At 43.0% G+C, this 20,456-nt stretch carries 23 protein-coding genes; 21 read left to right on the forward strand and 2 right to left on the reverse strand.

Annotated elements, in window-relative coordinates:
• Nucleotides 1-74 precede the first annotated feature (74 nt).
• The 18 genes from DWZ47_RS13950 to DWZ47_RS14050 all read left to right on the forward strand — a co-directional run bounded on the left by DWZ47_RS13950 (nt 75) and on the right by DWZ47_RS14050 (nt 14,081).
• Entirely contained in the window at nt 75-512 is a 438-nt protein-coding gene (locus DWZ47_RS13950) for a DUF4375 domain-containing protein (RefSeq protein WP_117513563.1), read from the forward strand.
• 953 nt (nt 513-1,465) lie between these two features.
• On the forward strand, nt 1,466-1,891 hold the full coding sequence (locus DWZ47_RS13965) for a hypothetical protein (protein WP_007570671.1): 426 nt from the start codon (nt 1,466-1,468) through the stop codon (nt 1,889-1,891).
• Between the two features lie 46 nt (nt 1,892-1,937).
• Nucleotides 1,938-2,639, forward strand: coding sequence for a PoNe immunity protein domain-containing protein (locus DWZ47_RS13970; protein WP_007480240.1), 702 nt, complete (start codon nt 1,938-1,940; stop codon nt 2,637-2,639).
• Nucleotides 2,640-2,648: 9 nt separating this feature from the next.
• The gene (locus DWZ47_RS13975) at nt 2,649-3,170 is read left to right on the forward strand and encodes a hypothetical protein (protein ID WP_007480238.1); all 522 of its coding nucleotides are present in this window, start codon (nt 2,649-2,651) and stop codon (nt 3,168-3,170) included.
• Nucleotides 3,171-3,273: 103 nt separating this feature from the next.
• Nucleotides 3,274-3,828 carry an imm11 family protein gene (locus DWZ47_RS13980; RefSeq protein WP_007480245.1) on the forward strand — a complete coding sequence of 185 codons (555 nt, stop codon included), beginning with the start codon at nt 3,274-3,276 and terminating at the stop codon, nt 3,826-3,828.
• Nucleotides 3,829-3,904: 76 nt separating this feature from the next.
• Nucleotides 3,905-4,240, forward strand: a complete 336-nt coding sequence (locus DWZ47_RS13985) for a hypothetical protein (RefSeq protein ID WP_007570681.1) — start codon at nt 3,905-3,907, stop codon at nt 4,238-4,240.
• Nucleotides 4,241-4,317: 77 nt separating this feature from the next.
• A complete protein-coding gene (locus DWZ47_RS13990) occupies nt 4,318-5,265 on the forward strand; it encodes a hypothetical protein (RefSeq protein ID WP_007482667.1) in 948 nt (315 codons plus the stop codon).
• A gap of 67 nt (nt 5,266-5,332) precedes the next feature.
• Entirely contained in the window at nt 5,333-6,082 is a 750-nt protein-coding gene (locus DWZ47_RS13995) for a hypothetical protein (protein WP_007482664.1), read from the forward strand.
• A 73-nt stretch (nt 6,083-6,155) separates the two neighbouring features.
• Nucleotides 6,156-6,548 (forward strand): hypothetical protein, encoded by a 393-nt coding sequence (locus DWZ47_RS31385; RefSeq protein ID WP_007482662.1) that lies wholly within the window; start codon nt 6,156-6,158, stop codon nt 6,546-6,548.
• 72 nt (nt 6,549-6,620) lie between these two features.
• A complete protein-coding gene (locus tag DWZ47_RS14005; RefSeq protein ID WP_007482659.1) occupies nt 6,621-7,214 on the forward strand; it encodes a hypothetical protein in 594 nt (197 codons plus the stop codon).
• Nucleotides 7,215-7,261: 47 nt separating this feature from the next.
• Nucleotides 7,262-7,840 (forward strand): hypothetical protein, encoded by a 579-nt coding sequence (locus tag DWZ47_RS14010; protein ID WP_007482658.1) that lies wholly within the window; start codon nt 7,262-7,264, stop codon nt 7,838-7,840.
• A 62-nt stretch (nt 7,841-7,902) separates the two neighbouring features.
• The gene (locus tag DWZ47_RS14015; protein ID WP_007482656.1) at nt 7,903-8,370 is read left to right on the forward strand and encodes a hypothetical protein; all 468 of its coding nucleotides are present in this window, start codon (nt 7,903-7,905) and stop codon (nt 8,368-8,370) included.
• A gap of 22 nt (nt 8,371-8,392) precedes the next feature.
• Nucleotides 8,393-8,851, forward strand: coding sequence for a hypothetical protein (locus DWZ47_RS14020; protein WP_007482655.1), 459 nt, complete (start codon nt 8,393-8,395; stop codon nt 8,849-8,851).
• A gap of 28 nt (nt 8,852-8,879) precedes the next feature.
• Nucleotides 8,880-9,722, forward strand: a complete 843-nt coding sequence (locus DWZ47_RS14025) for a helix-turn-helix domain-containing protein (RefSeq protein WP_117513643.1) — start codon at nt 8,880-8,882, stop codon at nt 9,720-9,722.
• Nucleotides 9,723-9,753: 31 nt separating this feature from the next.
• Entirely contained in the window at nt 9,754-10,656 is a 903-nt protein-coding gene (locus tag DWZ47_RS14030; protein ID WP_007482647.1) for an RteC domain-containing protein, read from the forward strand.
• A gap of 35 nt (nt 10,657-10,691) precedes the next feature.
• Nucleotides 10,692-11,120 carry a helix-turn-helix domain-containing protein gene (locus tag DWZ47_RS14035; protein WP_199488156.1) on the forward strand — a complete coding sequence of 143 codons (429 nt, stop codon included), beginning with the start codon at nt 10,692-10,694 and terminating at the stop codon, nt 11,118-11,120.
• Entirely contained in the window at nt 11,083-13,155 is a 2,073-nt protein-coding gene (locus DWZ47_RS14040; RefSeq protein WP_007565634.1) for a bifunctional DNA primase/helicase, read from the forward strand. The genes DWZ47_RS14035 and DWZ47_RS14040 overlap by 38 nt, the downstream gene beginning before the upstream one ends.
• A 407-nt stretch (nt 13,156-13,562) precedes the next feature.
• Complete coding sequence (locus DWZ47_RS14050) at nt 13,563-14,081, forward strand: dihydrofolate reductase family protein (protein WP_004309984.1); 519 nt, start codon at nt 13,563-13,565, stop codon at nt 14,079-14,081.
• 96 nt (nt 14,082-14,177) lie between these two features.
• Here the strand turns inward: DWZ47_RS14050 and DWZ47_RS14055 are convergent, their stop codons facing one another.
• Both DWZ47_RS14055 and DWZ47_RS14060 read right to left on the reverse strand, forming a co-directional pair.
• Nucleotides 14,178-16,265 (reverse strand): type IA DNA topoisomerase, encoded by a 2,088-nt coding sequence (locus tag DWZ47_RS14055; RefSeq protein ID WP_004309983.1) that lies wholly within the window; start codon nt 16,263-16,265, stop codon nt 14,178-14,180.
• A 25-nt stretch (nt 16,266-16,290) separates the two neighbouring features.
• Nucleotides 16,291-17,607, reverse strand: a complete 1,317-nt coding sequence (locus tag DWZ47_RS14060; RefSeq protein ID WP_004309982.1) for a DUF4099 domain-containing protein — start codon at nt 17,605-17,607, stop codon at nt 16,291-16,293.
• A 944-nt stretch (nt 17,608-18,551) separates the two neighbouring features.
• Here DWZ47_RS14060 and DWZ47_RS14085 point away from each other — a divergent pair.
• The 3 genes from DWZ47_RS14085 (at nt 18,552) to DWZ47_RS14095 (ending at nt 19,979) form a co-directional block, all read left to right on the forward strand.
• Nucleotides 18,552-19,178, forward strand: coding sequence for a Crp/Fnr family transcriptional regulator (locus DWZ47_RS14085; RefSeq protein WP_004309980.1), 627 nt, complete (start codon nt 18,552-18,554; stop codon nt 19,176-19,178).
• Between the two features lie 155 nt (nt 19,179-19,333).
• Nucleotides 19,334-19,744 (forward strand): hypothetical protein, encoded by a 411-nt coding sequence (locus DWZ47_RS14090; protein ID WP_004309979.1) that lies wholly within the window; start codon nt 19,334-19,336, stop codon nt 19,742-19,744.
• A gap of 34 nt (nt 19,745-19,778) precedes the next feature.
• Nucleotides 19,779-19,979 (forward strand): hypothetical protein, encoded by a 201-nt coding sequence (locus DWZ47_RS14095; protein ID WP_007478170.1) that lies wholly within the window; start codon nt 19,779-19,781, stop codon nt 19,977-19,979.
• Nucleotides 19,980-20,456 lie beyond the last annotated feature (477 nt).

A 20,456-nucleotide genomic window follows, 5' to 3' on the forward strand; every position in this document is an offset into this window, starting at 1 on the left:
ATGTTGATAACAAGCACCTATTCCACCTAACGGTGGCAAGCTGCAACCCATTATCTATAACAAAAGCAATAAGAATGGAAAATTTAGAACAATATTGGGAACAATCCTTTTCCCCTATTGGACGTAAGTTTACAGAAATTCGTCCCGATTATCAAGATATGGGGGAAACAGACAGTATGGTCGCCGCATTATATTGGCTGGAACTTGAAATGTATAATGGTGGATTTCTTCAATTCTTCTGTAATTGGGGCTATGATGCTTATTTGCTTGCAATCAAAGGACTGGGAGCAATTAACGCAACATATACAGAACAACTTCTTATACAGGCATACAGCATCATCCAAAGATTGGAAAATGACAGCCAATTACAAGAGCTATGGGATATTCCCAAGCATTTGACAGAAAACGAAATCACTAAGTTGAATAAAATAGACGAGGAATATTGGGAAGATAAGGAAAATATTATGCGGCTTATGCTTCTAAAATTCCATTCTGATTCAGTTGAAATATAGATAACGAAGCGTGATAACGCTTGACAGCGTTCCCCGCTTAGCCATTATAAACAATTTGATATTAACATTATGAACTGGTATATCTATTGGTATTTTACAATCAAGTATTTCTTCTGGGGATTGCTTGGATATGGTAGAGCCGGAAATTACATTGGCTTTTTGTTTTTCTATCTCCCATTTATTGCATTGATAATGGCACTGATAGCACCATTGCCTTTTGTTAATGACAACAAGATTCTTATCTATCTCTCTTGTTCTGTTTTATTTATATTCATAAATGAAATCGTATTTTGGGATGAAACAAAAAGATACCGAAGGTGGAACAACCATTACAGGAACAATAACAACAACAGGAAAAGTTGGTTTTTTGTTGCTATCTCTATAATAGGCACTGTAAGTTGGTTTTTCCTCCCGCTTCTACTTAAAGACTATTATACCAATAGATAAAATGAGTTTATAACAAAGCGTGATAACGCTTAACAGCGTTCCTCGCTTAGCCATTAATGGTAATTAAGTATGATAGATTATTTATTTTTCAAATTTTATAGGCTATGGAAATACAGTTCTTATTCCGAAATAGCGGTTTATGCAGCTTTGTTAATTCTCGCTGTATTTCTGAATTGTAATATTCACACAATATGGGGAGTATTGGAACAATATAAAATATTGCCTTATCCAACGCGAACAATGTATAATGTGTCTTTAGGGCTGATATTCATTCTTTTATGTATTCGTTTCTGCTGGAAAAGAAGGTATAAAGCTGTCATAGAGAAGTTTAATGAAAAGCCTAATAAGAATAATCTATTGATACTTATATTATACATTTTCCTTTCGTTGTTTCTCTTTGTTTTAGAGGCTTTTTATAGTAAAGGGAAAATATAAATATACCATTAACAACGCAGGATAACGGCAAGCCGTTCCCTGCTGAACCATTAATAACAATAGTGCGAAACATGAAAATTATAAAAATAATATTGTATTACTTACTATTGGTAAGTACGCTTTATGCAGGTGTCAGTATTATAAGTCCCTTATACGGAACAGGGTGGCATTTTTCGCTTGCATCTATGTATTGGGCTGTCTTTTCAGTGCTATTTATCGGAAGCGATTTGTGGCTACATCATAAAATATCACGCCTAATCGCCTTATCTATATTGGCACTTGCCTACTTAATGAGTTTTGAATATTATTTGTTTTGTGATGAATATAGATCCGTGGTTCATCAAGGTTCAAGCGGAAAGATTTTTTTAGCAGACATAGGCAAATTTCATAAGTATTGGTTTTATCAAGGTTTACTGGTTGCCTATCTGCTTTTGACAATTGGAGTTTCGCATCTATTGAGAAGGAAAAAGTTATTAACAAATCGGGATAACGCTTAACAGCGTTCCCCGCTTAGCCATTAACATCAAAAAGCAGTGTACCATAATGGAAACAAGAGATAAACTTTTTACAGAAGAACAGTATTTGAAGCAACTGAAAATGTATGATGAAGATATTAGTTATTATGAACAAATGCATCTTTCAGGAAAACATATAGGTTACGATTCTTTGTTCAATTATAGGCTTCGTTATTTATTAGTACAGTATTCTATGGGACAGGATATTGATAAGCTGAAAAACAATTATGTGAAAGCCCTCAAAACAATGCCGAGATTTTGGACGGACAACGGATTTTATATTGAAATGTTGTGGCTTCTGTCAATAGGCATTATGTTGGATTACGAAGACGACCTTATACATGGTCTGGTGCAACTGATAAAAGACAGAGAAGCTAAAGACTATATTTATGATACATTGATTAGATACAGATTTCCTGATTGGGAAAGGACAACAAACCAAGTATTATATCCGTCACCCTATCGAATTGCTATCACTGTTACAGAGTTGGCTGAACAAGACAAAGCAGAAGCGGTGAAACGATTGGAAAAATACCTCAAAAAAGAATGGTATCGAGGACATTCTGATTTATCTTGGCATGACGACCATAAATATGGTATCAACCATGACGGTTATTGGTGTTTTGAAAGCGGTGCATTGGTCAAGGTCTTGGGGCTGGATGATAGCAGCCTGAAAGGGTTGCCCTACTATCCATACGACATGGTACACTGGAATGACAATATTAAATGAAGAAAAGGTATGAGTTACTCTGTTTGTGCATATTTGACAGAAGCCGATAAGGTAAAGTCTGTTTATGGAACTTGTGATAATCAGCTTATAAACCAATTAAAGGTTGCGTTGAAGCAGGAACTTGACACTCTGAACGATTATTTCAGCGATAGCCTGAACACGGATAAAGATGCTTATGCAGCGTTGGCAGATATAGTGAACGGAGAAATCCGTTATCCCGAAATTGCTTTCATGTACGGGTATGTATATGAAAAGATTTGCAACCATTATGGAACGCAAATCTACTGTGCGGAAAACCTTTGGCAATTGGATAGCCAAAGTACATTCATCCCTATTCCATTGAGCAGTGATTTTCCCTATATCATCAGCATACCCGTTTCAGATTTGGAGAGCAAGCGGACGGAATACACCTCACTACAAGAGGGTAACGGTATCGGAGATTATGATTACGAGCAGGAAATGGACGACTTGAATTTCATTTTCGATGAAGCCGTTGAAGCGCAAAAAGACCTTGTTATTATGGTGTATTGATATGGTACACTGGAATGAGAATAAAATATGATGTTAACGAAGCAGGATAACGGACAAGCCGTTCCCTGCTAAACCATTATCAGTAATTAAATAGTGTAACATTATGAATATATATGAAATTGGACAAGACTTTGATAATTACAAGTTCTTTGTATTCAAGGAAGAAGATAAATCAAATAAAGATGTTTGGGATTATAATGGTCAATCACTTGTTAATGAGTGGAAAGGGCTTAGCTTAGAATTGTTTAAAGATAAAAGAAAAAAGAAAGACAAACGAAGTGAGGACTTTGATGCTTCTTGTTATTTTTCTGGTTGTCTGATAGTAAATAAAAGAACATCTTTATTGCTCGCTGAAAAGCTGAAAGGACAAATAGAAGTTTTACCTGTCAATGTAGACGGTAATACTTCAAACTATTATTTTATAAATGTATTGAATACAGTCGATGCCTTAAATATAGAGTCCAAGAGCAATGAAGAAATTTTGAAGATGATGAGAGATAATAATGGTATTTTCAATAAAGGAAATATCGGTTCATATATCATATTTCGGGATAGTCTGTTTAATAACAATTATTATTGCACAGATGAATTTGTAGATTTTGTGAAGCAATATTCAATCACAGGATTAAAATTTACATGTGCAGGTATCGCAAAATAAATCACTGATAACAAGCCAAGTTAGCTGCTAAACGCAGCTCCTTGTCAAGCCATTATGAACAATTAGAGTACACGATATGAGAAATGAAATTTTACAGTTGAAAGATTTAGGTCGTATGCCTAATGAAAGTATCAATGATTCTGATAGCATTGATGAGTTGATAAATGCTTATGATACTTTATTAGAACAAATACAATTCCCCATATCATTTGATGAAGCTATGGTGTTGGTACAAATCTTCCCTGAAAATGCTTTTTATGATTTGCAGTGGAGCTTACTAAGACTTGTAGAGTCCGTTTGTGTTGATGATGATAGGTATATTCAATTAATAAACTCTTGCCCAAGTCAAGAATGGCGGGACACTCTAAATGCTCGCTATGCAAATTATAAAAAGGCACAAGAGGTAAAGTAAGTTCATAACAAGCCGGGATAACGGACTAACGCCGTTCCCCGTCCAGCCATTAGTAGCAATCAGAAACAAATAGTAGTATGGAACATTTCAAAGAAGTACCAGATGTAAATCGGTTAATAATATCTCCTCTCTATTTAAGAGAAGGATTAGAGTTTGCAAAAAATCAAGGCTATAATGATATTTTAATATCAACGGACGACATCGGCATCAGTGGTGTTTCCTGTAAACACACATTAAATGTAAGTCTAATATGTGAATATGATTTTATTGAAACCTTGATTATTTCAGGGTACGACTTTACAATAGAACCATGCAATTTAAATCAACTAAGTGTTTTACCGCACTTAAAAAAATTGGGACTTTGGATTGACAAGGTCTTTACTATTGATTTCAGTTTGTTTCCCAAACTTGAAGAATTGAAGTATTATCATACAAAACAAACAGAAAATGTAGATACTTTAATAAACTTGAAACGACTGCATATTTATAATCTCAAATCAGAAGATTTGAAAGAACTGAAAAGCATGAATTTGTTAGAAGAACTGACACTATGGGATGCCAAAAATATAAATTTGAATGGTTTATGTCAATTAACTAACATAAGAACGTTGGAGATTGTTCGTTCTCGAAAAATGATAGATATTAGAGGTTTATGTAATTCAAATAGACTTAAAGAATTATCATTATATTATTGCAATAACATAACGGACATTAGTGTTTTGAACCGTTTATCAAGAGTTAAAATACTTAGATTACGTAACTGTAAACGACTTCAAGATTTAACCCAATTAGTACCCAACAATACGATTAAGCAGATTAGTATTTCAAGTCTAAAAGACTTGAAATTTTTGGCAGGAATGAAGAAACTCAAATTCTTGCATTTTGATGATGTAATTGATGGAGATATATCCCCATTATTGGACTCTTCTTTAGAGTTTGTAGGTATGGTTTCAAAAAAGAAATATTCCCATACAGAAAAGGAAGTGAACCTAATACTGGAAAGAAACCGATTGAATAATAAATAGCTACTAACAAACCGGGCTAACGCTTACAGCGTTCCCCGCTTAGCCATTATAAACAGTAATGCAAAATATGAAACAGAAAATATACCATATCATTATCTTTTTACTCTTTTGGTTTTGTGGAGTAGCCTATTCACAAAATCCCAAAGCAGATATTTTGCAGCAAGACCTTTCGGGCTTGTTTGACAATTTAAGCATGATTGGCATATTAGGAGAAGATTGTAGCCGAATTGATATTCATATTACCGAAGTTCGGAAAATGGATAGTAGAGAATATGAGATAAAGGGTATCAGTCGTACCCGATTATCCGTAATCTGTCCGTTTAAGGGAAAGGTTTGTGTAGATAGCATTTCTTCCTGTTCCCAAATGATAAAAAGTGAATATACGGAATTGGACGGTTTCATATACGGGTATTACTCGTTTGCGGAATACGGAGATAAACGATATAGCGGTACATTCTCCGGTTCTTTCAAGCAGGGGTATCGGATGAGCGGACAGCAAATAGAGAAAGGACGGAATGAAATAGCAGAACTGAAATTGAACTTATCTGAATATCGGGGTAAGTGGAAATCCGCAAAGGGACTGACAAAAGTCTGTTCTTGGGCAGATGAGATTATACCCGATACTCCTGCAAACTTCTGCCTGTTTAATGATGCAGGCGAATGGATTGTATCACCGAAATATCGTAAGAATGGTTGGGAAAATCTATATAATGCCTATCACAATGAAAATCTGACAACGGACGAGATACAAAAGGCTCGTGAGGTGGAAGAACAGGAATGGTGGGTAAATAAAAGCCAATCATGCAAAGTAATTTGAGTTTATAACAAAGCGTGATAACGCCTAACAGCGTTCCCCGCTTAGCCATTACTAACAATACGAATAACTCTTTATGATAAAATTCATTTTAGATGCGATGTATTATCAGATATTCATATTTAATAGGGATAAATTTATATTGGAAAATCCACATGAGCGGACGATACAGATAATATGTGGAATATTATTTCTTCCTGTTATAGTATTGGCATATCTACTGATAGAGGAGAATTTCAATTATAAAACCCCTTTTGTGTTTTTCATCATAATCTATGTTTTATTATACAAGACATTCTGTTCGTATTATATCAAAAGGAAAAAAGGTATGGAAATTATAAGGAGTAAACCTCTGATATTTAATAGCCAAAAGGTTTCTTCCTTCATATCATGGATGATTTATCCCATTTTGGTTGTATTACTTTATTTTATAATAACACATCGTCATTGGCTAAAAATTATACAATAAAGATTTAATAAGTTAGTAACAACGAAAGATAGCATCTGACGATGCTCCTTTCTAATCATTAGATATAAAGACATGAGAATATTTGTATTGTATTGTTTGTTCCTTTTCCCACTTAGCTATGTTATAGCGAAAAACGGCTATGTGGAACAAAATTCAGTAAAGTATCATTTTTTGACTGAACAAGATACCCTTTATATAGAAACAGAAAAAACAGAATTTGAAACTCTATATAGGCTGTGTTTTAATCAGCACGATGAAAAGAAGGTCATTTTTGAGTTGAAAGCGGTAGATGATAGCAATATTGACTTCGTGCAAAGCTATACAATCAATGGAGTGAGAAAGTTTGATTGCTTTGCTGTGTATGATAATGTGGCAGACGGAAACCGTTTCCTGTTCTTTGATTATGAAAATCAAGCAGCTTACATAACGCCTACTTGTTTTTCCGGTTTCTATCCGATATGCAGTTCTGTGGACTTTTCAAAAACGGAAGTTTTATTACAAAATGAGCACTCCCATTTGAAACAGCTAAACGACACATTAAGTATTGATAGTAAAGTGGCTTATGTACCATTTAACTGTAATAATCGAATTATAAAGGCAACTTTAGTTCCATATCCTCAAGCGAGAAAGGGCAATAGATATCTAATAACGAAAGATAGCATCTAACGATGCTCCTTTCTAAGCATTCAAGGCATTAGCTGTAATTATATGACATGAAAATCTATGAGAATAAAATATTGAGAATACTTGGATTTATTTTTATTTGGATTTATGTATTCGGTGTGGGCATTTGTTTTGCCGGAAGGTGGTATGCCATTGGAATACCGGGAGTGGTTTTATTGCTTGTATGGTTAAATCACAATCTTATAGGTGCTGCTATTCGTAGATATAGAGCAAGGCAGGCAATCAAACAGATAAAAAAGCATGGAACACGATTATCGGTTGATTTAAGCCAATGTAAAGTCAGTGCGCAGAAATGGAGTAGCAAGAAGTCAAGGATGCAAGAGCCAGTCTTTAAGGTATTCAATTCATGGGAAACCCAGTTTTGGAATGGTGTTAGCGGCTCTTTGTTTCCTGACATTTATCATAGTGAACAAGTAGTGTCCACTGCAATATGCACCGTGACGTACACCACCCCATACAAAGGAAAGACAAAAACATTTCGCAGTGATGCAATTTTGAAGGAAAAAGTTTCATTGGAAATGCTATTGCAATATTATGGAGTGGCAACGATTTACATAAATCCGAAGAATGACAATCAATATTATTTTGATTTGGATTTTCTAAAATAGATACAGCTAACAACGCAGGATAACGGACAAGCCGTTCCCTGCTAACCATTAACAATAGTGCGATGAATAAAACTGTTCAATCCATAATAGCATTGACAGCTTTCAGTGCTTTGCTGATAGCCATAACATTATTTTGTGGTGGCTTAGGCTTTGGTCGTCTGTTCGGAATATATGGCATTATGGAATATTGTCTTTTGGGTATGCTTGTAATAATAGATATACTGGTAATCTACAAGGTCTATAAACTATATGCAATGCAGCCTAAAACCATAATGTTATTGTTGGGTTTGGAATGTTGCTCTATCCTTTTGTGGCTTGCCTTTATCTGTATAGACCAAAGTTTATTGGATTGGCAAATTACAAACTTCATATTGCAAGCTGTTTGTTTAGACGGCTTCACGGGAGATGAACGAGGATTGAATATGCTTGCAGTCTTATGTGGCATTGTTTATCCCCTTATTGGGATTGGGTGTTTATTCACCGGATTGGGATTTGTAAATAAGTTAGTAACAACGAAAGATAGCATCTGACGGCGTTCCTTTCCAAGCCATTATGAATAAAGGAATAAAAAATACAGATAACTATTTTGAACGAGTGAAGCAACGTGCAAACCGGACGAATTACAGATACTATTTTTTTGACTACCTATATTTCAAGGGAGAGGTTTGGGGCAAGAAGATAGGGCGGATGTCAGGTTTTATACTGCTGTTTTGGTATTGGTGGTGGGTAGTAGTTCTGCCCGGCAACTTTCTCCTGATTAACAGTGTACCGGAATGGTCGTCCTTACATCTTGGCTATTTAGGTGCAATGTTTTTGCTTATTTGTGTATTTATTCTTGCACGATACAGGAAAGCCCGTGTACAGGCATTGTTGAACCGCTACCGCCGCTCTAAGCATATCAGCGCAGTACAGGCATATTTTCTGTTCCTGCTGCCCTTTGTACTTTTCTTCTTAGAAACATGGCTGTTCGATGAATGGGGTTGGACGGATTGCGTGAAGTGGAACAAATGATATGTCATTCATATATAAAACATCAGATATGGAACAACGGATTACATCATTATTGCTTCCCGCTCCCGAAGCGGAGTTGGAAGCGTCCTGCAAGGAACTGGACGAAAAGGTAACATGGCTGCTGCACAACAGCCGGAAAATGGACAACTACTTGGAACTTGAACCGTTCAGCAAGGACGGGCGGCTGTGCGCCCACGTGTGCGACACGCTCAAAAGCCTGCCGGAAACGCCGACACTGGCGGCATACAAGGACTACAAGGCAATCATTATCCTGCTGGGTATGTCCACCACCCATTACGCCATACTTGACGAACTGGCGGAACAGCACCGCAAGCGGGACGAGATACCCGAACTGACCGCCTACTGCGATGCGCTCCACTGGATGCGACCGGGACGGCAGTACCTCTGCAACGTGTACAACACGGTATGCCACGCTTTCCACCTGCTGCGGAGAAACCCGGTAAGGGGCAACCGACTGCTGGTGACGGAAAAGGAACTGCGCCACGCCGAACGGATGCTGTCGGAACTGGGCAGGCAGACGTTCACCGAAATGGTACGTCTGAAAGGCTACATGGTCTATGATGCCGAGAAACTGGCGGACAAATGCGGCATGGAATACGGCTCGTTCCGGCGAAAGGTAAAGAAAATGACCGGGTACACGGCTAAGGAATGGGTGATAAAGGAACGGGTAAAGGACGTGGAACACTACCTGTTGAACACAAACCTCACGCTTACCGAAGTGGCGTTCACCACCGGGTTCGCATCGACATCGAACCTGAACGACTTCTGCAAGGCGTATCTTTTAGATACCCCCGGAGAAATACGCAGAAAAGCGCAGGAAACAAGAAAATGCACAGTTACAAGAACGTAATGTGAAAAATCAAGAATAAAACTGATTTTTTATGCCCGTAACTTTGTGCTTCATAAAAGATAAGCACAAGGTTATGGAACATAAGATACCGTTGGAAACATACTTCGCCGGACTGCTTCAAAAAGTGGAATGGCAGATACAGGAATACGAGGACACCGCAGCGGACACGCTGACGCTCTGCCGCCTGTGCGTGGACTACCTGCAAGAGATACTGGGCGAACTCAAAACCTTTATAATCTCCTACCCGTTCGCCAGCACGGAAGAAGAAATACACTTCTTCAAGGAACTGAAACCGCTTTTAGCGAGCAAAATCATCTATTACAATACCGTTTACAAGATAGAGGTGCGCTTCCCCAGCGGCAGCGAGGACGTGCAGCGGGACTACCTGCTGTCGGAAACCGACCGGATTTCAAGGTCGTTCCAGCGGAACTTGGCGTTCTACCAGTACCACCGAACGAAAGCCACCTACTTGGACAGGCAGTATTTCATACGTGGGAAGCCTGACATACAAATCATCGTGGACAGTTTCTATTACGAAACAGACCCACAGTTCAGCACCAGTCACGATTTCAAGGTAGCCAAGATTTTAGCCAACGAACTGCTGGAAATATACCTCACCAACCGTCTGCACGAGCTGGAACGCCGGGAACAGCGCAAGCGGGTGAAGAACGGCTTCATGGGCAGGCTGTTGCGCTGGACGGGGACGAAAAGGGCGTTGGTGGAACTTATCTACGCACTGGACGCCTGCGGCTGTCTGAACAAGGGAACGGTTGATATTAAGGAGATTGTAGCCTACTTTGAATACGTGTTCGACATAGACCTCGGCGACTTCTACCACACCTACATGGAACTAAAAGCCAAGACCAAAGACCGAACGGGCTTCCTCTCCACCCTGAAAGACAGGTTGCTGATGCGCATGAGGGAGCAGGATTAGGCAACCGTGCTTTAACAAAATTTATTTCGCCACAGGTGGGTACATCTGTGGCGTTTTATTTTTCAGGACACCCGAACTTTGCGGCAAATCAATCAGTTACCGTTATGGAAATAATAACATTCGAGTCCAAAGCCTACAAGGAACTGGACAACAAGATTACCGCCATTGTCGACTACATCTTCAACCACATGGAAACGGCAAGGCAAAGCGAGGAAGACATGTGGGTGGACAGCTACGAGGTCTGCACGTTCCTGAAAATAAGCGAAAAGACCCTGCAACGCCTGCGGGTGTCGGGGACTATCGCCTATTCCAACATCAGGGGACGCTACTTCTACAAGGTCAGCGAGATACGCCGGATGCTGGAAGAACGCCTGATAAGGAGCAACAAGGAGAACATCGACAACCTGATAACCAACCACCAGTTGTATGCTAAGGAAAGAGGAAATCTTAGAAAGGACAAGTAACGGGCTGGCGGTGTTCAAACACTACCTGCCCGGAAACTGGCGCATAGGTCGCAACTTCCTTAACCCGCTGTACGAGGACAGCAAGGCTTCCTGCAACATCTACTTCGACCGCCGGGGCGGTATCTACAAGATGAAAGACTTCGGCAACGACAGTTATAGCGGCGACTGTTTCTTCCTCGTGGGGCAGTTAAAGGGGCTGGACTGCAACCGGGCGGCTGACTTCGTGGAGATACTGGAAATCATCGACCGGGACTTGGGTTTGGGGCTGGCTTCCGGCACTCCGGTTTCCGTTCCCCCGGCAACCGTCCGCCGGGCAGTGCCGGACAAACCCGAAGAAACGTCCGAAAAGCCCGTCAAGCCCTACCAGTTCCGGGAACAGAAGTTCCCGCTTGCCGAACTGGTGTACTGGCAACAGTACGGCATCACGCCCGAACTGCTGGAACGTTACAAGGTCTGCTCGCTCCGGGAGTATCACAGCGAAACGGCAGAGGGCAAACCGTACACCTACACTTCATCGGTGGCAGAACCCATGTACGGCTACAAGGGCAAACAGCACATCAAGCTGTACCGCCCGTTCTCCACGCCCCGCTTCCTCTACGGCGGCAGCTTCGGCGAGAACTACAGTTTCGGGCTGGAACAACTGCCAGCCAAAGGCGACACGCTATTCATCACGGGCGGCGAGAAAGACGTGCTTTCGCTGGCGGCGCACGGTTTTCACGCTATCTGCTTCAACAGCGAAACGGTGACTATCCCTCCCACGCTGGTCTATCGGCTGACGTTCCGCTTCAAGCACATCGTCCTGCTCTTTGACATGGACAAGACGGGCAGGGAAAGTTCATGCAAGCAGGAAAAACTATTGGAAGAATTTGGCGTGAAACGCCTGCTGCTCCCGCTTCCGGGAACGAAAGAGGAAAAGGACATATCCGACTACTTCAAAGCCGGGAACACCCGTGAAGATTTCCTGAAGCTGTTTATCGAATTTTTAGACAACCTGTATAGCGACACATTGATTATGCTAAAATCATGCGAGATAGATTTCAACAACCCGCCCGCCAAAGCACAAGAGATTATTTCGGCGGGTGACGTTCCGCTGGGGACACAAGGCAACCTGTTCGGCATCACCGGGGGCGAGGGAACGGGAAAGAGCAATTATGTAGCCGCAATCGTGGCGGGCTGCATCTGCCCGGCTGGTGCGGAAGTAGATACGCTGGGCATACAGATAACCGCCAACGGCAGGCACAAGGCGGTCTTGCTTTACGATACCGAGCAATCGGAAGTGCAACTGTTCAAGAATGTAAGCAACCTGCTGGCACGTGCCAAACAGCCGGACAAACCCGATGAACTCAAAGCGTTCTGCCTGACGGGTATGTCACGCAAAGAACGCTTGAACGCCATTGTGCAGAGCATGGATAAGTTTTACTACCAGTACGGCGGCATCCAGTTGGTCGTCATTGACGGCATCGCCGACCTTGTTAAGAGTGCCAACGATGAAGCGGAAAGCGTGGCGGTGATAGATGAACTTTATCGGCTGGCTGGCATCTACAACACGTGTATTCTGTGCGTGCTGCATTTCGTCCCCAACGGTTTGAAGCTGCGGGGACATTTGGGCAGCGAGTTGCAGCGCAAGGCGGCTACAATCCTTTCGATAGAGAAAGACGATGAACCCGCCCAGTCGGTGGTGAAAGCCCTGAAAGTAAGGGACGGAAGCCCGCTGGACGTGCCGCTGATGCTCTTTGCATGGGACAAGGAAGCCGGGATGCACGTGTACAAGGGCGAGAAGCCCCGTGAGGAAAAGGAGAAACGCAAGGAAAGGGAACTGGTGAATGTCGCACATGACATCTTCGGGCGGCAGACACGCATCACCTACATAGACCTTTGCGAGCAGTTGCAGCAGGTATTGGACATCAAGGAGCGCACCGCAAAGAGCTATATCCGCTTCATGCGGGAAAGGGACATCATCACCAAAGACACGGCGAACCAAAGCTGTTTTGTCATCGGTTCATATCATCTTCAAAGGAACGCAAGCTGCCCGTAGGCGTATGGGCTGAACTTGTGTATTTTTAGGTGCTTGTGTCCTGCCCTGTTGTGATAACACGGCAGGATTTTTTCTGTTTGCACGTGATTTTTCAGGGTATTTGCTTAACTTTGCAGAAGTTACACGGAAAAGTAACGGCAGTTGGACGGCGGTTGCCGGAATATTGCCTTTATATATAACATATACGTTCGCCGAACGTCCCAAAGTAGAAAACTGGCACTTTTCAAAATGTGGGGATATTCAGCGCAGGATATGCTATGCGTTTGTCATAGCGTGGCTGCACTGTTTCCACATTTGGGTATGCCAGTACCTCTACTTTGAAACAGCGTCATGCCACGCTTTCTTTTTGGGGTGGCGGCTAACGTGCCAAGACAGTAGGGATTTATATCACTTTAATACCTGACAATATGGAACAAATCAAAGCGCACATCGCCGTATCGCTGGACGGGCATACCGCCACGCCGGACTATGAACTGGACTGGTTGCCTGATAAAGTAAAAGCTATCATCGGCAAATACTATTTGGATGCGGATTGCCTGCTTATGGGGGCGAACACCTATAACTACATCTTTGAACACTGGGGCGGGTGGCCGCACAAAAGCAAGCGGTCTTTTGTGGTGTCACACTACGACACCAACGTGACGCCGGACTGCGGGGTGGAGTTCCTGACCGAAGAACCGCTGCAAAGGGTCTATGAACTGAAACAGAAAACCGACATATTGGTAGTTGGCGGCGGCAAGCTGCTTACTTCATTGATTAAAGCCGGATTGCTGGACAGCCTGACTATCTACACCGTCCCAGTCATGGCGGGCAAAGGCATCGGCTTTATCGGGGAAACATTCGGCTCACATTGGAAACTCTCGGAAAGCAGGGTGCTGGATAACGGGGTGGTCTGTTCGACCTACCTGTTTGGCGGGAGCGTATAAAAAATGCGCCCGGTTCCCGCCGGGCGCAACCACTAAAATTTCAATTATTATAAGTTGTAAAACCTATCACAATGAAATTTCAGTGGCAAAGATAGGCTATTTCTTCGGTTTCGCTTTCTTTTCGGGAAATGAAAAACCGATATTGAACTGTTCGTCCAGCACAAGCGAAGCATCGAAAGCCTTGCCGTTCTTGCCCTTGAAGCCCTTGATTAGCCCTGTCTTGCGTTTCGTCGCCAGCTCGACAATCTGCTTGTCGGAAAGCTGCTTGTCGCACTTGTTGCGGAATATGGTAAGCGTGCAGTCCACGTTGGAACACTTCGCCACTTTCGGGTAGAACAGGATGCGCCCGTTATTGCATTTGGGGCAGGAACAAGTTTCGCCATTGGCGATAGATAACTGCACCGATAGCAATTCCGCCGTGATTTGAGCGGCGTACACCTCAATGCCCTTTCGGAACATGTCGGCATCCATGCTGCCCGCTTCTATCTTGGCAAGGGCGGTTTCCCACATGCCCGTCATTTCGACATCGGCAATCTTCTTGTCCCTGACAATCCTGTAAACGGCAAGCCCCTTGTCGGTGGGTACAAGGTTCTTCTTCTCACGCACGATGTACTGGCGGGCGAACAGCGTTTCGATAATCGCCGCACGGGTGGCGGGTGTGCCTATCCCGGCATCTTTCAGGCTGGCTTTCAGTTCGGCATCTTCCAGTTCCTTTCCGGCGTTCTCCATTGCCGCAAGCAGGCTGCTTTCCGTGTGCAGCGGTTTCGGCTTGGTCTGCTTTTCGAGCAGATCCACGCCGGAGAGTGGCAAATATTCTCCCTCTTGGAGTGGCGGCAGGCTGGCGGCTTCTTCATCCCCGCCCGTTTCCTGCTCGCCGAACACGGCACGCCACCCGGCTTCTTTCATCACAGACCCTTTCACCGTGAAGTCGGTATCTCCCCCTGACAGCAAGGCGGTGGTAACGTCTTTCACGCACTTGCCCGAAAAGGCTTCCAGCATACGCCCGGCTACCAGCTCGTAAACCGCCCGCTCGTCTTTGGAAAGTTCGCCGGGCAGGTTCTCGGTAATGATTAAGGCGTGGTGGTCGGTCACTTTGCTATCGTTCACGCTGCGGCGGTTCAGTGCCGCACCGTCCAGCCCGGCGGCATACCCGGCAAAGCGGGGGTATTGCCCCAGCAGGGCGACACGTTCCGGCATTTCATCGAAAACGTCCTCCGGGATATAGCGGCTTCCGGTTCTTGGGTAGGACATCACTTTCTTTTCATACAGGCTTTGCGCTATGGAAAGCGTCTTGTCAGCCGAGAAGTTCAGCTTCGTGTTCGCTTCCTTTTGCAGCGTGGTAAGGTCGTACAAAAGCGGCGGTTCTTGACAGGCTTCTTTCCTCTCAACGGATTTAACCACAAGTTGCCCGGCATCCTTTACCCGTTGCAGGGCGGCTATGGCTTCGGGCTGCTGTTCCCACTTGGCGGTCGATTGGGCGGTGAAACTTATTTCCCCGCTGGCGGTCGCCGCTTTGAGTTGCCAAAACTTGGCGGGTACGAAATTCTTGTTCTCCAAATAGCGGCTGCATATCATCACGAGCGTGGGTGTCTGCACCCTGCCCAGTGAGAACACCCCCTGCCCGGCGGCAACGCTCAACGCTTGGGTGGCGTTTATCCCTATCAGCCAGTCCGCTTCGCTGCGGGACTTGGCAGAAAGGTAGAGGTTATCGTAATATTCGCCCGGCTGCAAGTTATCCAGCCCCTCACGGATTGCCTTGTCGGTAAGGCTGCTTATCCACAGACGCACAAATGGTTTCCGACAGTTCAGGTAATGGAAGATATAGCGGAAGATTAGCTCACCCTCACGCCCGGCATCGGTGGCGACAATAATCTTGTCGCACTGGTCGAAAACTTCCTTTATCACTTTCAACTGTTTCAGCACGCCGGGGTCTGCCTTGTAGCCTTTCTCCGCTTTCACCTGACGGGGAATTAGCTGGAAATCGGGCGGCAGTATGGGCAGGCTCTCCCTGCGGAAGTTCGCCACGCCGTAGGCTTCCGGCATGGCAAGCTGGATTAAGTGGCCGAACGCCCATGTCACCATATACCCGTTGCCGGAAAGATAACCGTCATTACGCCCGGTCGCACCGATGATGCGGGCGATGTCCTTTGCCACGCTGGGCTTCTCTGCTATCAATGCAATCATAATTCTTTACTTTTTAAGGTGGGTACTACATTTTCATTCCTCTGGACTTCTTGGGCTTGTCCGCTTTCAGGCTCTTGTCCTGCGCTTTCTCCTGCTTCTCTTTCTGCTTGGCGGTGGGCTTGTCCTGACCCTGTTTCAGCGGCTCTTTGCCCTGCTTGGTGGCTTCGTTGGTCTTGCCCCCCGAATTGACCGCTACCTGCGTCCGGCTCTCGGCGGCGGGGGTAACGTCTTTCGGCTGCACCTTGTCGGGGGATTTGCCCTGTGCGCCGGGCTGTACATGACCGTTGAACTCAACGCCCTTGCCGTCCTTTAGCCCGGCTACCTGCTGCTCTGCGGGCTGCTGTCCCTGCTGCAAGAACTGGACGGCGGCACGGGGCAGGAACTCCAAGCCACGCTCCACCGCACTGACCTGCAAATAGGCACTGCGCTTCGTGCCGTCCCTGAATTGCAGGTTTTCCATTTTCACCGCTTGCCCGGCTTCAAAGGCGGCTTTCTGCTCCGGGCTGACTTGCACGTTACAGATTGTATCGGGGCATTTCCACTTGTCAGCCCGCATATACTCCAGTTCGTGCGTGTACCTGTCCCGGCTGACGAACACGGGGATTTGCTCGCCGCTTTTCGGGTCTTTGATTTCAGCGATGCCGCCCAAGTTGCCAGTGCCTTGCAAGTTGCCCTGTTCCTGCTTGGTGAACCCGTGTTCATGGAACGGGCGTTGCAACAGTTTCTCGTCCTGCTGCACGCCGTGCAGCTTGGGGACTACCGTGCCGTCCTTAGCCTGATAGAAAGAGAGCTTGACATCGGTAGGTTTGAGGTAGAAGCCGCCCACCGTCCCCGAAACGGTGTAGGTGTTGCGGGACTTGTAGCCACGCATCACCCGGTCGAAGTCCTTCGTGTTTTTCAGGGTGTCGGCGGTGATGCCGACTTTTTTCAGGTTCTCCCAGTCGATTTTTGACGGGTCGAAGCGGTAGCCCTGCTTGAACTCGTGGAAGTCGGGCTTCGGAACTCGAAGCATTTCAGCCCGCTTGTTGCCCTCCGGTGTAGGGTTGCGGTGGTTGTCCTCGATTGCCTTTGCGTCCCGCTCCGCTTCGGAAGCCTTGACGCTGAACAGTTCCAGCCCGGAAGTGTCCTGATACTTGCGGTAGAAGTTGGAAATGAAGTTGCTGAACACATCGCTGTTCTTGTCCACCTGCATGAACTCGCCGCCGTGTGTCGGCGGCACGGTCTGCAAATTGCCCTCCTTGTCGATACCCTTAACGGCACTCACCTTGCCCTGCTGTTTATCCAAGACCAGCAGCACGTCTTTTTCCTGCCCCTCTGCGGGCGGGGTCATTCTGTTTGCCATAAATAATTGGAATTTTAGTGGTTACGGGAATAGTCCCGCCCAAAGGTAGCGACTAAATATGCTATATTTGGACGGGCGGCAAGGGCTGTCCGAATTTGTCCTGCGGTGTCCCGATTTGTCCGGGTGGGATGAAATTCCGCAACCATTGGTTGCAGAATTGAAAAGGGCATAAAAAAAGAGAGTGAATGATTTCACTCTCTTTCGATGAACCCTTTGTGAACCCTTTGGTCGTTTTTTGAAATAGCTAAAACTCAAGTAATTTGCATATTTTGCAAAAGAAAATCATTCGAGTATGAACCATATGTGAACCCTTTAATGGATTAGCGGGGAACACTGTTTAAGCGTCATCGCGCTTCGTTAGTAATCTGTTATTGCACTCGTTTCAAATCCCCGATAGATTGGAGTGACATTTCTATGTAGGGAATAGTTTTTAGAATATGGATGTTATCTATTGCTTCTTTACCACCCAATGCCAATGCCGATACAAGACATGGAGATTATAGAATAAAAATAATTCATCTTTCTTATTATCAGTCATTTGAATATTTTCTGTTTTTCTCTATTTTTGCCATTTTCTGTTATTCAGTACACTTTGAAATATCATTTTCTTTTGTACCTTTGCATCCGCAGAAAACAAAAGAAAATCAACTATTTAGTGTAATTACCCGGTTACGGCACCTAAATCGAGATAAAACCTCTAAACAATGGCAATGTTAGAAAATAAAACGAAAGAAAACCCCAAGCTGGAGCAAAATAAGCTCTCGGACGGTAGAATAAGCCTTTACTTAGAGTATTATTTCCTCCTCAAATTATTAAAAGTAATACTGTCAAAAAGAAATACCTTTTATTCTTACTCTTTTCGCCAGTACTTATATCTTGCAGTCAACAGAAAAAAGTTTAGTACGGTTTGGATATATAGACAAAAAACAGACTAAACTCCAAACATGGAAATTCAGATATTTTTTATACATTTCTCTTATATACAAATGATAGCCGAATTCAATTCATATATGAGTAACATAGACATAGACTTCTTCAAGGAGTTGTGTCTGAAACATGGAGAGTTACGACATTATAAAAAGAATGAGTTTATTCTCCATGAAGGTGATGCCTGTTCTTTCTTCGGGTTTATCTTATCAGGCGTAGTCAAATACAGTTGCACCAACCGGACAGAAAACAAGCCGTATAATGTCGGTTTTTCCTTTCCAAATGAATTTATAGCCGATTATCCCACTTGCTTATATGGCATGAAATCAGAATTGAATATACAGGCGATAATCCCGTGCGAGATTTACATCTGTTCTTCTACATTCTTACAGCAAAAATTCAAGGAAAATAATGAAAACCAACGGATAGCCCGTATCGCAGCCGAACAGATGTTTTTCCAATCATATTCACGTTATTTGGATTTATTCAGATTCACACCGGAAGAGCGTTACCTCCAACTTTTAAAAAAATGCCCTGCAATCCTTCAAATGGTATCACTAAAAGAAATAGCATCCTACCTTAAAATTACACCCATACACATGAGCCGAATCAGACGCAAGCAAAGTTTTGACAACAAAAAATAAACATAGGTTTAGAAATTTACATTCATAACAATATTCCAAGAGTATCTTAATCTGCCAAAGAATTCTTCTTTTTATCTTTGTCTTATCTTTGGTTGGTTCAACGAAGAGACAAAATAAAGATTGAATGAGTTAAACAAGAGATTAAAAAAAAGAATATGAAAACAAAAGAAATTCTTGGAATACTTATGCTATTCCTCTGTACATTCAGCTTTATAAGCTGCGACGATGATAATGAACAGACAAATGAATTAACCCCCGAAGCACTTTATCAGACTTCATGGCGTGGAACAGGGCATTGTGAGGCTTGGACAGTACAAAATATGGGGGTCGGTATGCAATTTGTAGATACTCGGAAAGGGAAAGTAAATTGGGAAGGTTACGATGAAATTGATATTACTTATACAATAGAAGGGAAATATATCACATTTAATAGCAATGCTTTATATTTGGGTGGAGCCCCTTGGATTATCAAAAGCTATACCCAAAAACATATAACCATTATACAGAATGAAATTAGTCCAGATAAAGAGAAAGTAGCTACAATTGAATTAGAGAAAATAGATTAAACTGAATCATGGGAACATTAAGTTGCATAAATGTATGCTACAACAGAACAATGAGAACCGTGAGATTTGCAAATTGAGCAAAGAAAGTCATAAATACCTTGTAAATAAAGGAAAAAATGCAGATTCATCTAATATTCCTTTATGTGCTATTATCGGGCTGGTCTATGGGCTGAAACACAAGGAAAAGAGATTCACCTTGTTCTTTTGTATAGGATTGGTTATTGGGTTAGGATGAGCAATTTATATGCTACTGCTAATAAGGTCAATGTAAATCAAAGGAATATGAAACTGAAATATATATTGAATGCTATACTATTTGTTTTGGCATTATCTTTTTTGTCTATGTGTATATTTAAGACTACAGAGTTAAGTTTAAAATGTATGCAATTTGCTGTATCTATCTCTTGTATAGGAGCAATGTTTTCTACAAAAAGATATAGATACATATTTGCATCTATTGCTTTAATCATTATAGGAATATCTTTTTCACTTTAAATGTCCATAATAACGATAATGATTTGATTATTGAATGGTATAATAATAGTCCAGTCTACAGATAGCGACTAAAAACGGGGGCAAGGGATGCCCGAATTTGTCCTGCGGAGCTTGAAATTATCCGGGTGCGGTAAATCTCCAACTGTTGGTTGGAGATTTAAAACGGGTACAGACCGAAGTTAATCGCTTGCTTTAAACGAGCCATTTGTGAGCCATT

Origin of the sequence: Bacteroides sp. AF32-8BH (assembly GCF_003435205.1) — a bacterium.
GTDB classification, from domain to species: Bacteria; Bacteroidota; Bacteroidia; order Bacteroidales; family Bacteroidaceae; genus Bacteroides; species Bacteroides ovatus.

What these genes read in the sequence shown, in the direction of transcription:
- DWZ47_RS13965 (WP_007570671.1), top strand. Translation starts at nt 1,466, where the DNA reads ATGAAAATTATAAAAATAATATTGTATTACTTACTATTGGTAAGTACG.
- DWZ47_RS14020 (WP_007482655.1), top strand. Translation starts at nt 8,393, where the DNA reads ATGAATAAAGGAATAAAAAATACAGATAACTATTTTGAACGAGTGAAG.
- DWZ47_RS14015 (WP_007482656.1), top strand. Translation starts at nt 7,903, where the DNA reads ATGAATAAAACTGTTCAATCCATAATAGCATTGACAGCTTTCAGTGCT.
- DWZ47_RS31385 (WP_007482662.1), top strand. Translation starts at nt 6,156, where the DNA reads ATGATAAAATTCATTTTAGATGCGATGTATTATCAGATATTCATATTT.
- DWZ47_RS14030 (WP_007482647.1), top strand. Translation starts at nt 9,754, where the DNA reads ATGCCCGTAACTTTGTGCTTCATAAAAGATAAGCACAAGGTTATGGAA.
- DWZ47_RS14005 (WP_007482659.1), top strand. Translation starts at nt 6,621, where the DNA reads ATGAGAATATTTGTATTGTATTGTTTGTTCCTTTTCCCACTTAGCTAT.
- DWZ47_RS13990 (WP_007482667.1), top strand. Translation starts at nt 4,318, where the DNA reads ATGGAACATTTCAAAGAAGTACCAGATGTAAATCGGTTAATAATATCT.
- DWZ47_RS13980 (WP_007480245.1), top strand. Translation starts at nt 3,274, where the DNA reads ATGAATATATATGAAATTGGACAAGACTTTGATAATTACAAGTTCTTT.
- DWZ47_RS14025 (WP_117513643.1), top strand. Translation starts at nt 8,880, where the DNA reads ATGGAACAACGGATTACATCATTATTGCTTCCCGCTCCCGAAGCGGAG.
- DWZ47_RS13985 (WP_007570681.1), top strand. Translation starts at nt 3,905, where the DNA reads ATGAGAAATGAAATTTTACAGTTGAAAGATTTAGGTCGTATGCCTAAT.
- DWZ47_RS14055 (WP_004309983.1), bottom strand. Translation starts at nt 16,265, where the DNA reads ATGATTGCATTGATAGCAGAGAAGCCCAGCGTGGCAAAGGACATCGCC.
- DWZ47_RS13975 (WP_007480238.1), top strand. Translation starts at nt 2,649, where the DNA reads ATGAGTTACTCTGTTTGTGCATATTTGACAGAAGCCGATAAGGTAAAG.
- DWZ47_RS13995 (WP_007482664.1), top strand. Translation starts at nt 5,333, where the DNA reads ATGAAACAGAAAATATACCATATCATTATCTTTTTACTCTTTTGGTTT.
- DWZ47_RS14060 (WP_004309982.1), bottom strand. Translation starts at nt 17,607, where the DNA reads ATGGCAAACAGAATGACCCCGCCCGCAGAGGGGCAGGAAAAAGACGTG.
- DWZ47_RS13970 (WP_007480240.1), top strand. Translation starts at nt 1,938, where the DNA reads ATGGAAACAAGAGATAAACTTTTTACAGAAGAACAGTATTTGAAGCAA.
- DWZ47_RS14010 (WP_007482658.1), top strand. Translation starts at nt 7,262, where the DNA reads ATGAAAATCTATGAGAATAAAATATTGAGAATACTTGGATTTATTTTT.
- DWZ47_RS14050 (WP_004309984.1), top strand. Translation starts at nt 13,563, where the DNA reads ATGGAACAAATCAAAGCGCACATCGCCGTATCGCTGGACGGGCATACC.
- DWZ47_RS14090 (WP_004309979.1), top strand. Translation starts at nt 19,334, where the DNA reads ATGAAAACAAAAGAAATTCTTGGAATACTTATGCTATTCCTCTGTACA.
- DWZ47_RS14085 (WP_004309980.1), top strand. Translation starts at nt 18,552, where the DNA reads ATGGAAATTCAGATATTTTTTATACATTTCTCTTATATACAAATGATA.
- DWZ47_RS14095 (WP_007478170.1), top strand. Translation starts at nt 19,779, where the DNA reads ATGCTACAACAGAACAATGAGAACCGTGAGATTTGCAAATTGAGCAAA.
- DWZ47_RS14040 (WP_007565634.1), top strand. Translation starts at nt 11,083, where the DNA reads ATGCTAAGGAAAGAGGAAATCTTAGAAAGGACAAGTAACGGGCTGGCG.
- DWZ47_RS13950 (WP_117513563.1), top strand. Translation starts at nt 75, where the DNA reads ATGGAAAATTTAGAACAATATTGGGAACAATCCTTTTCCCCTATTGGA.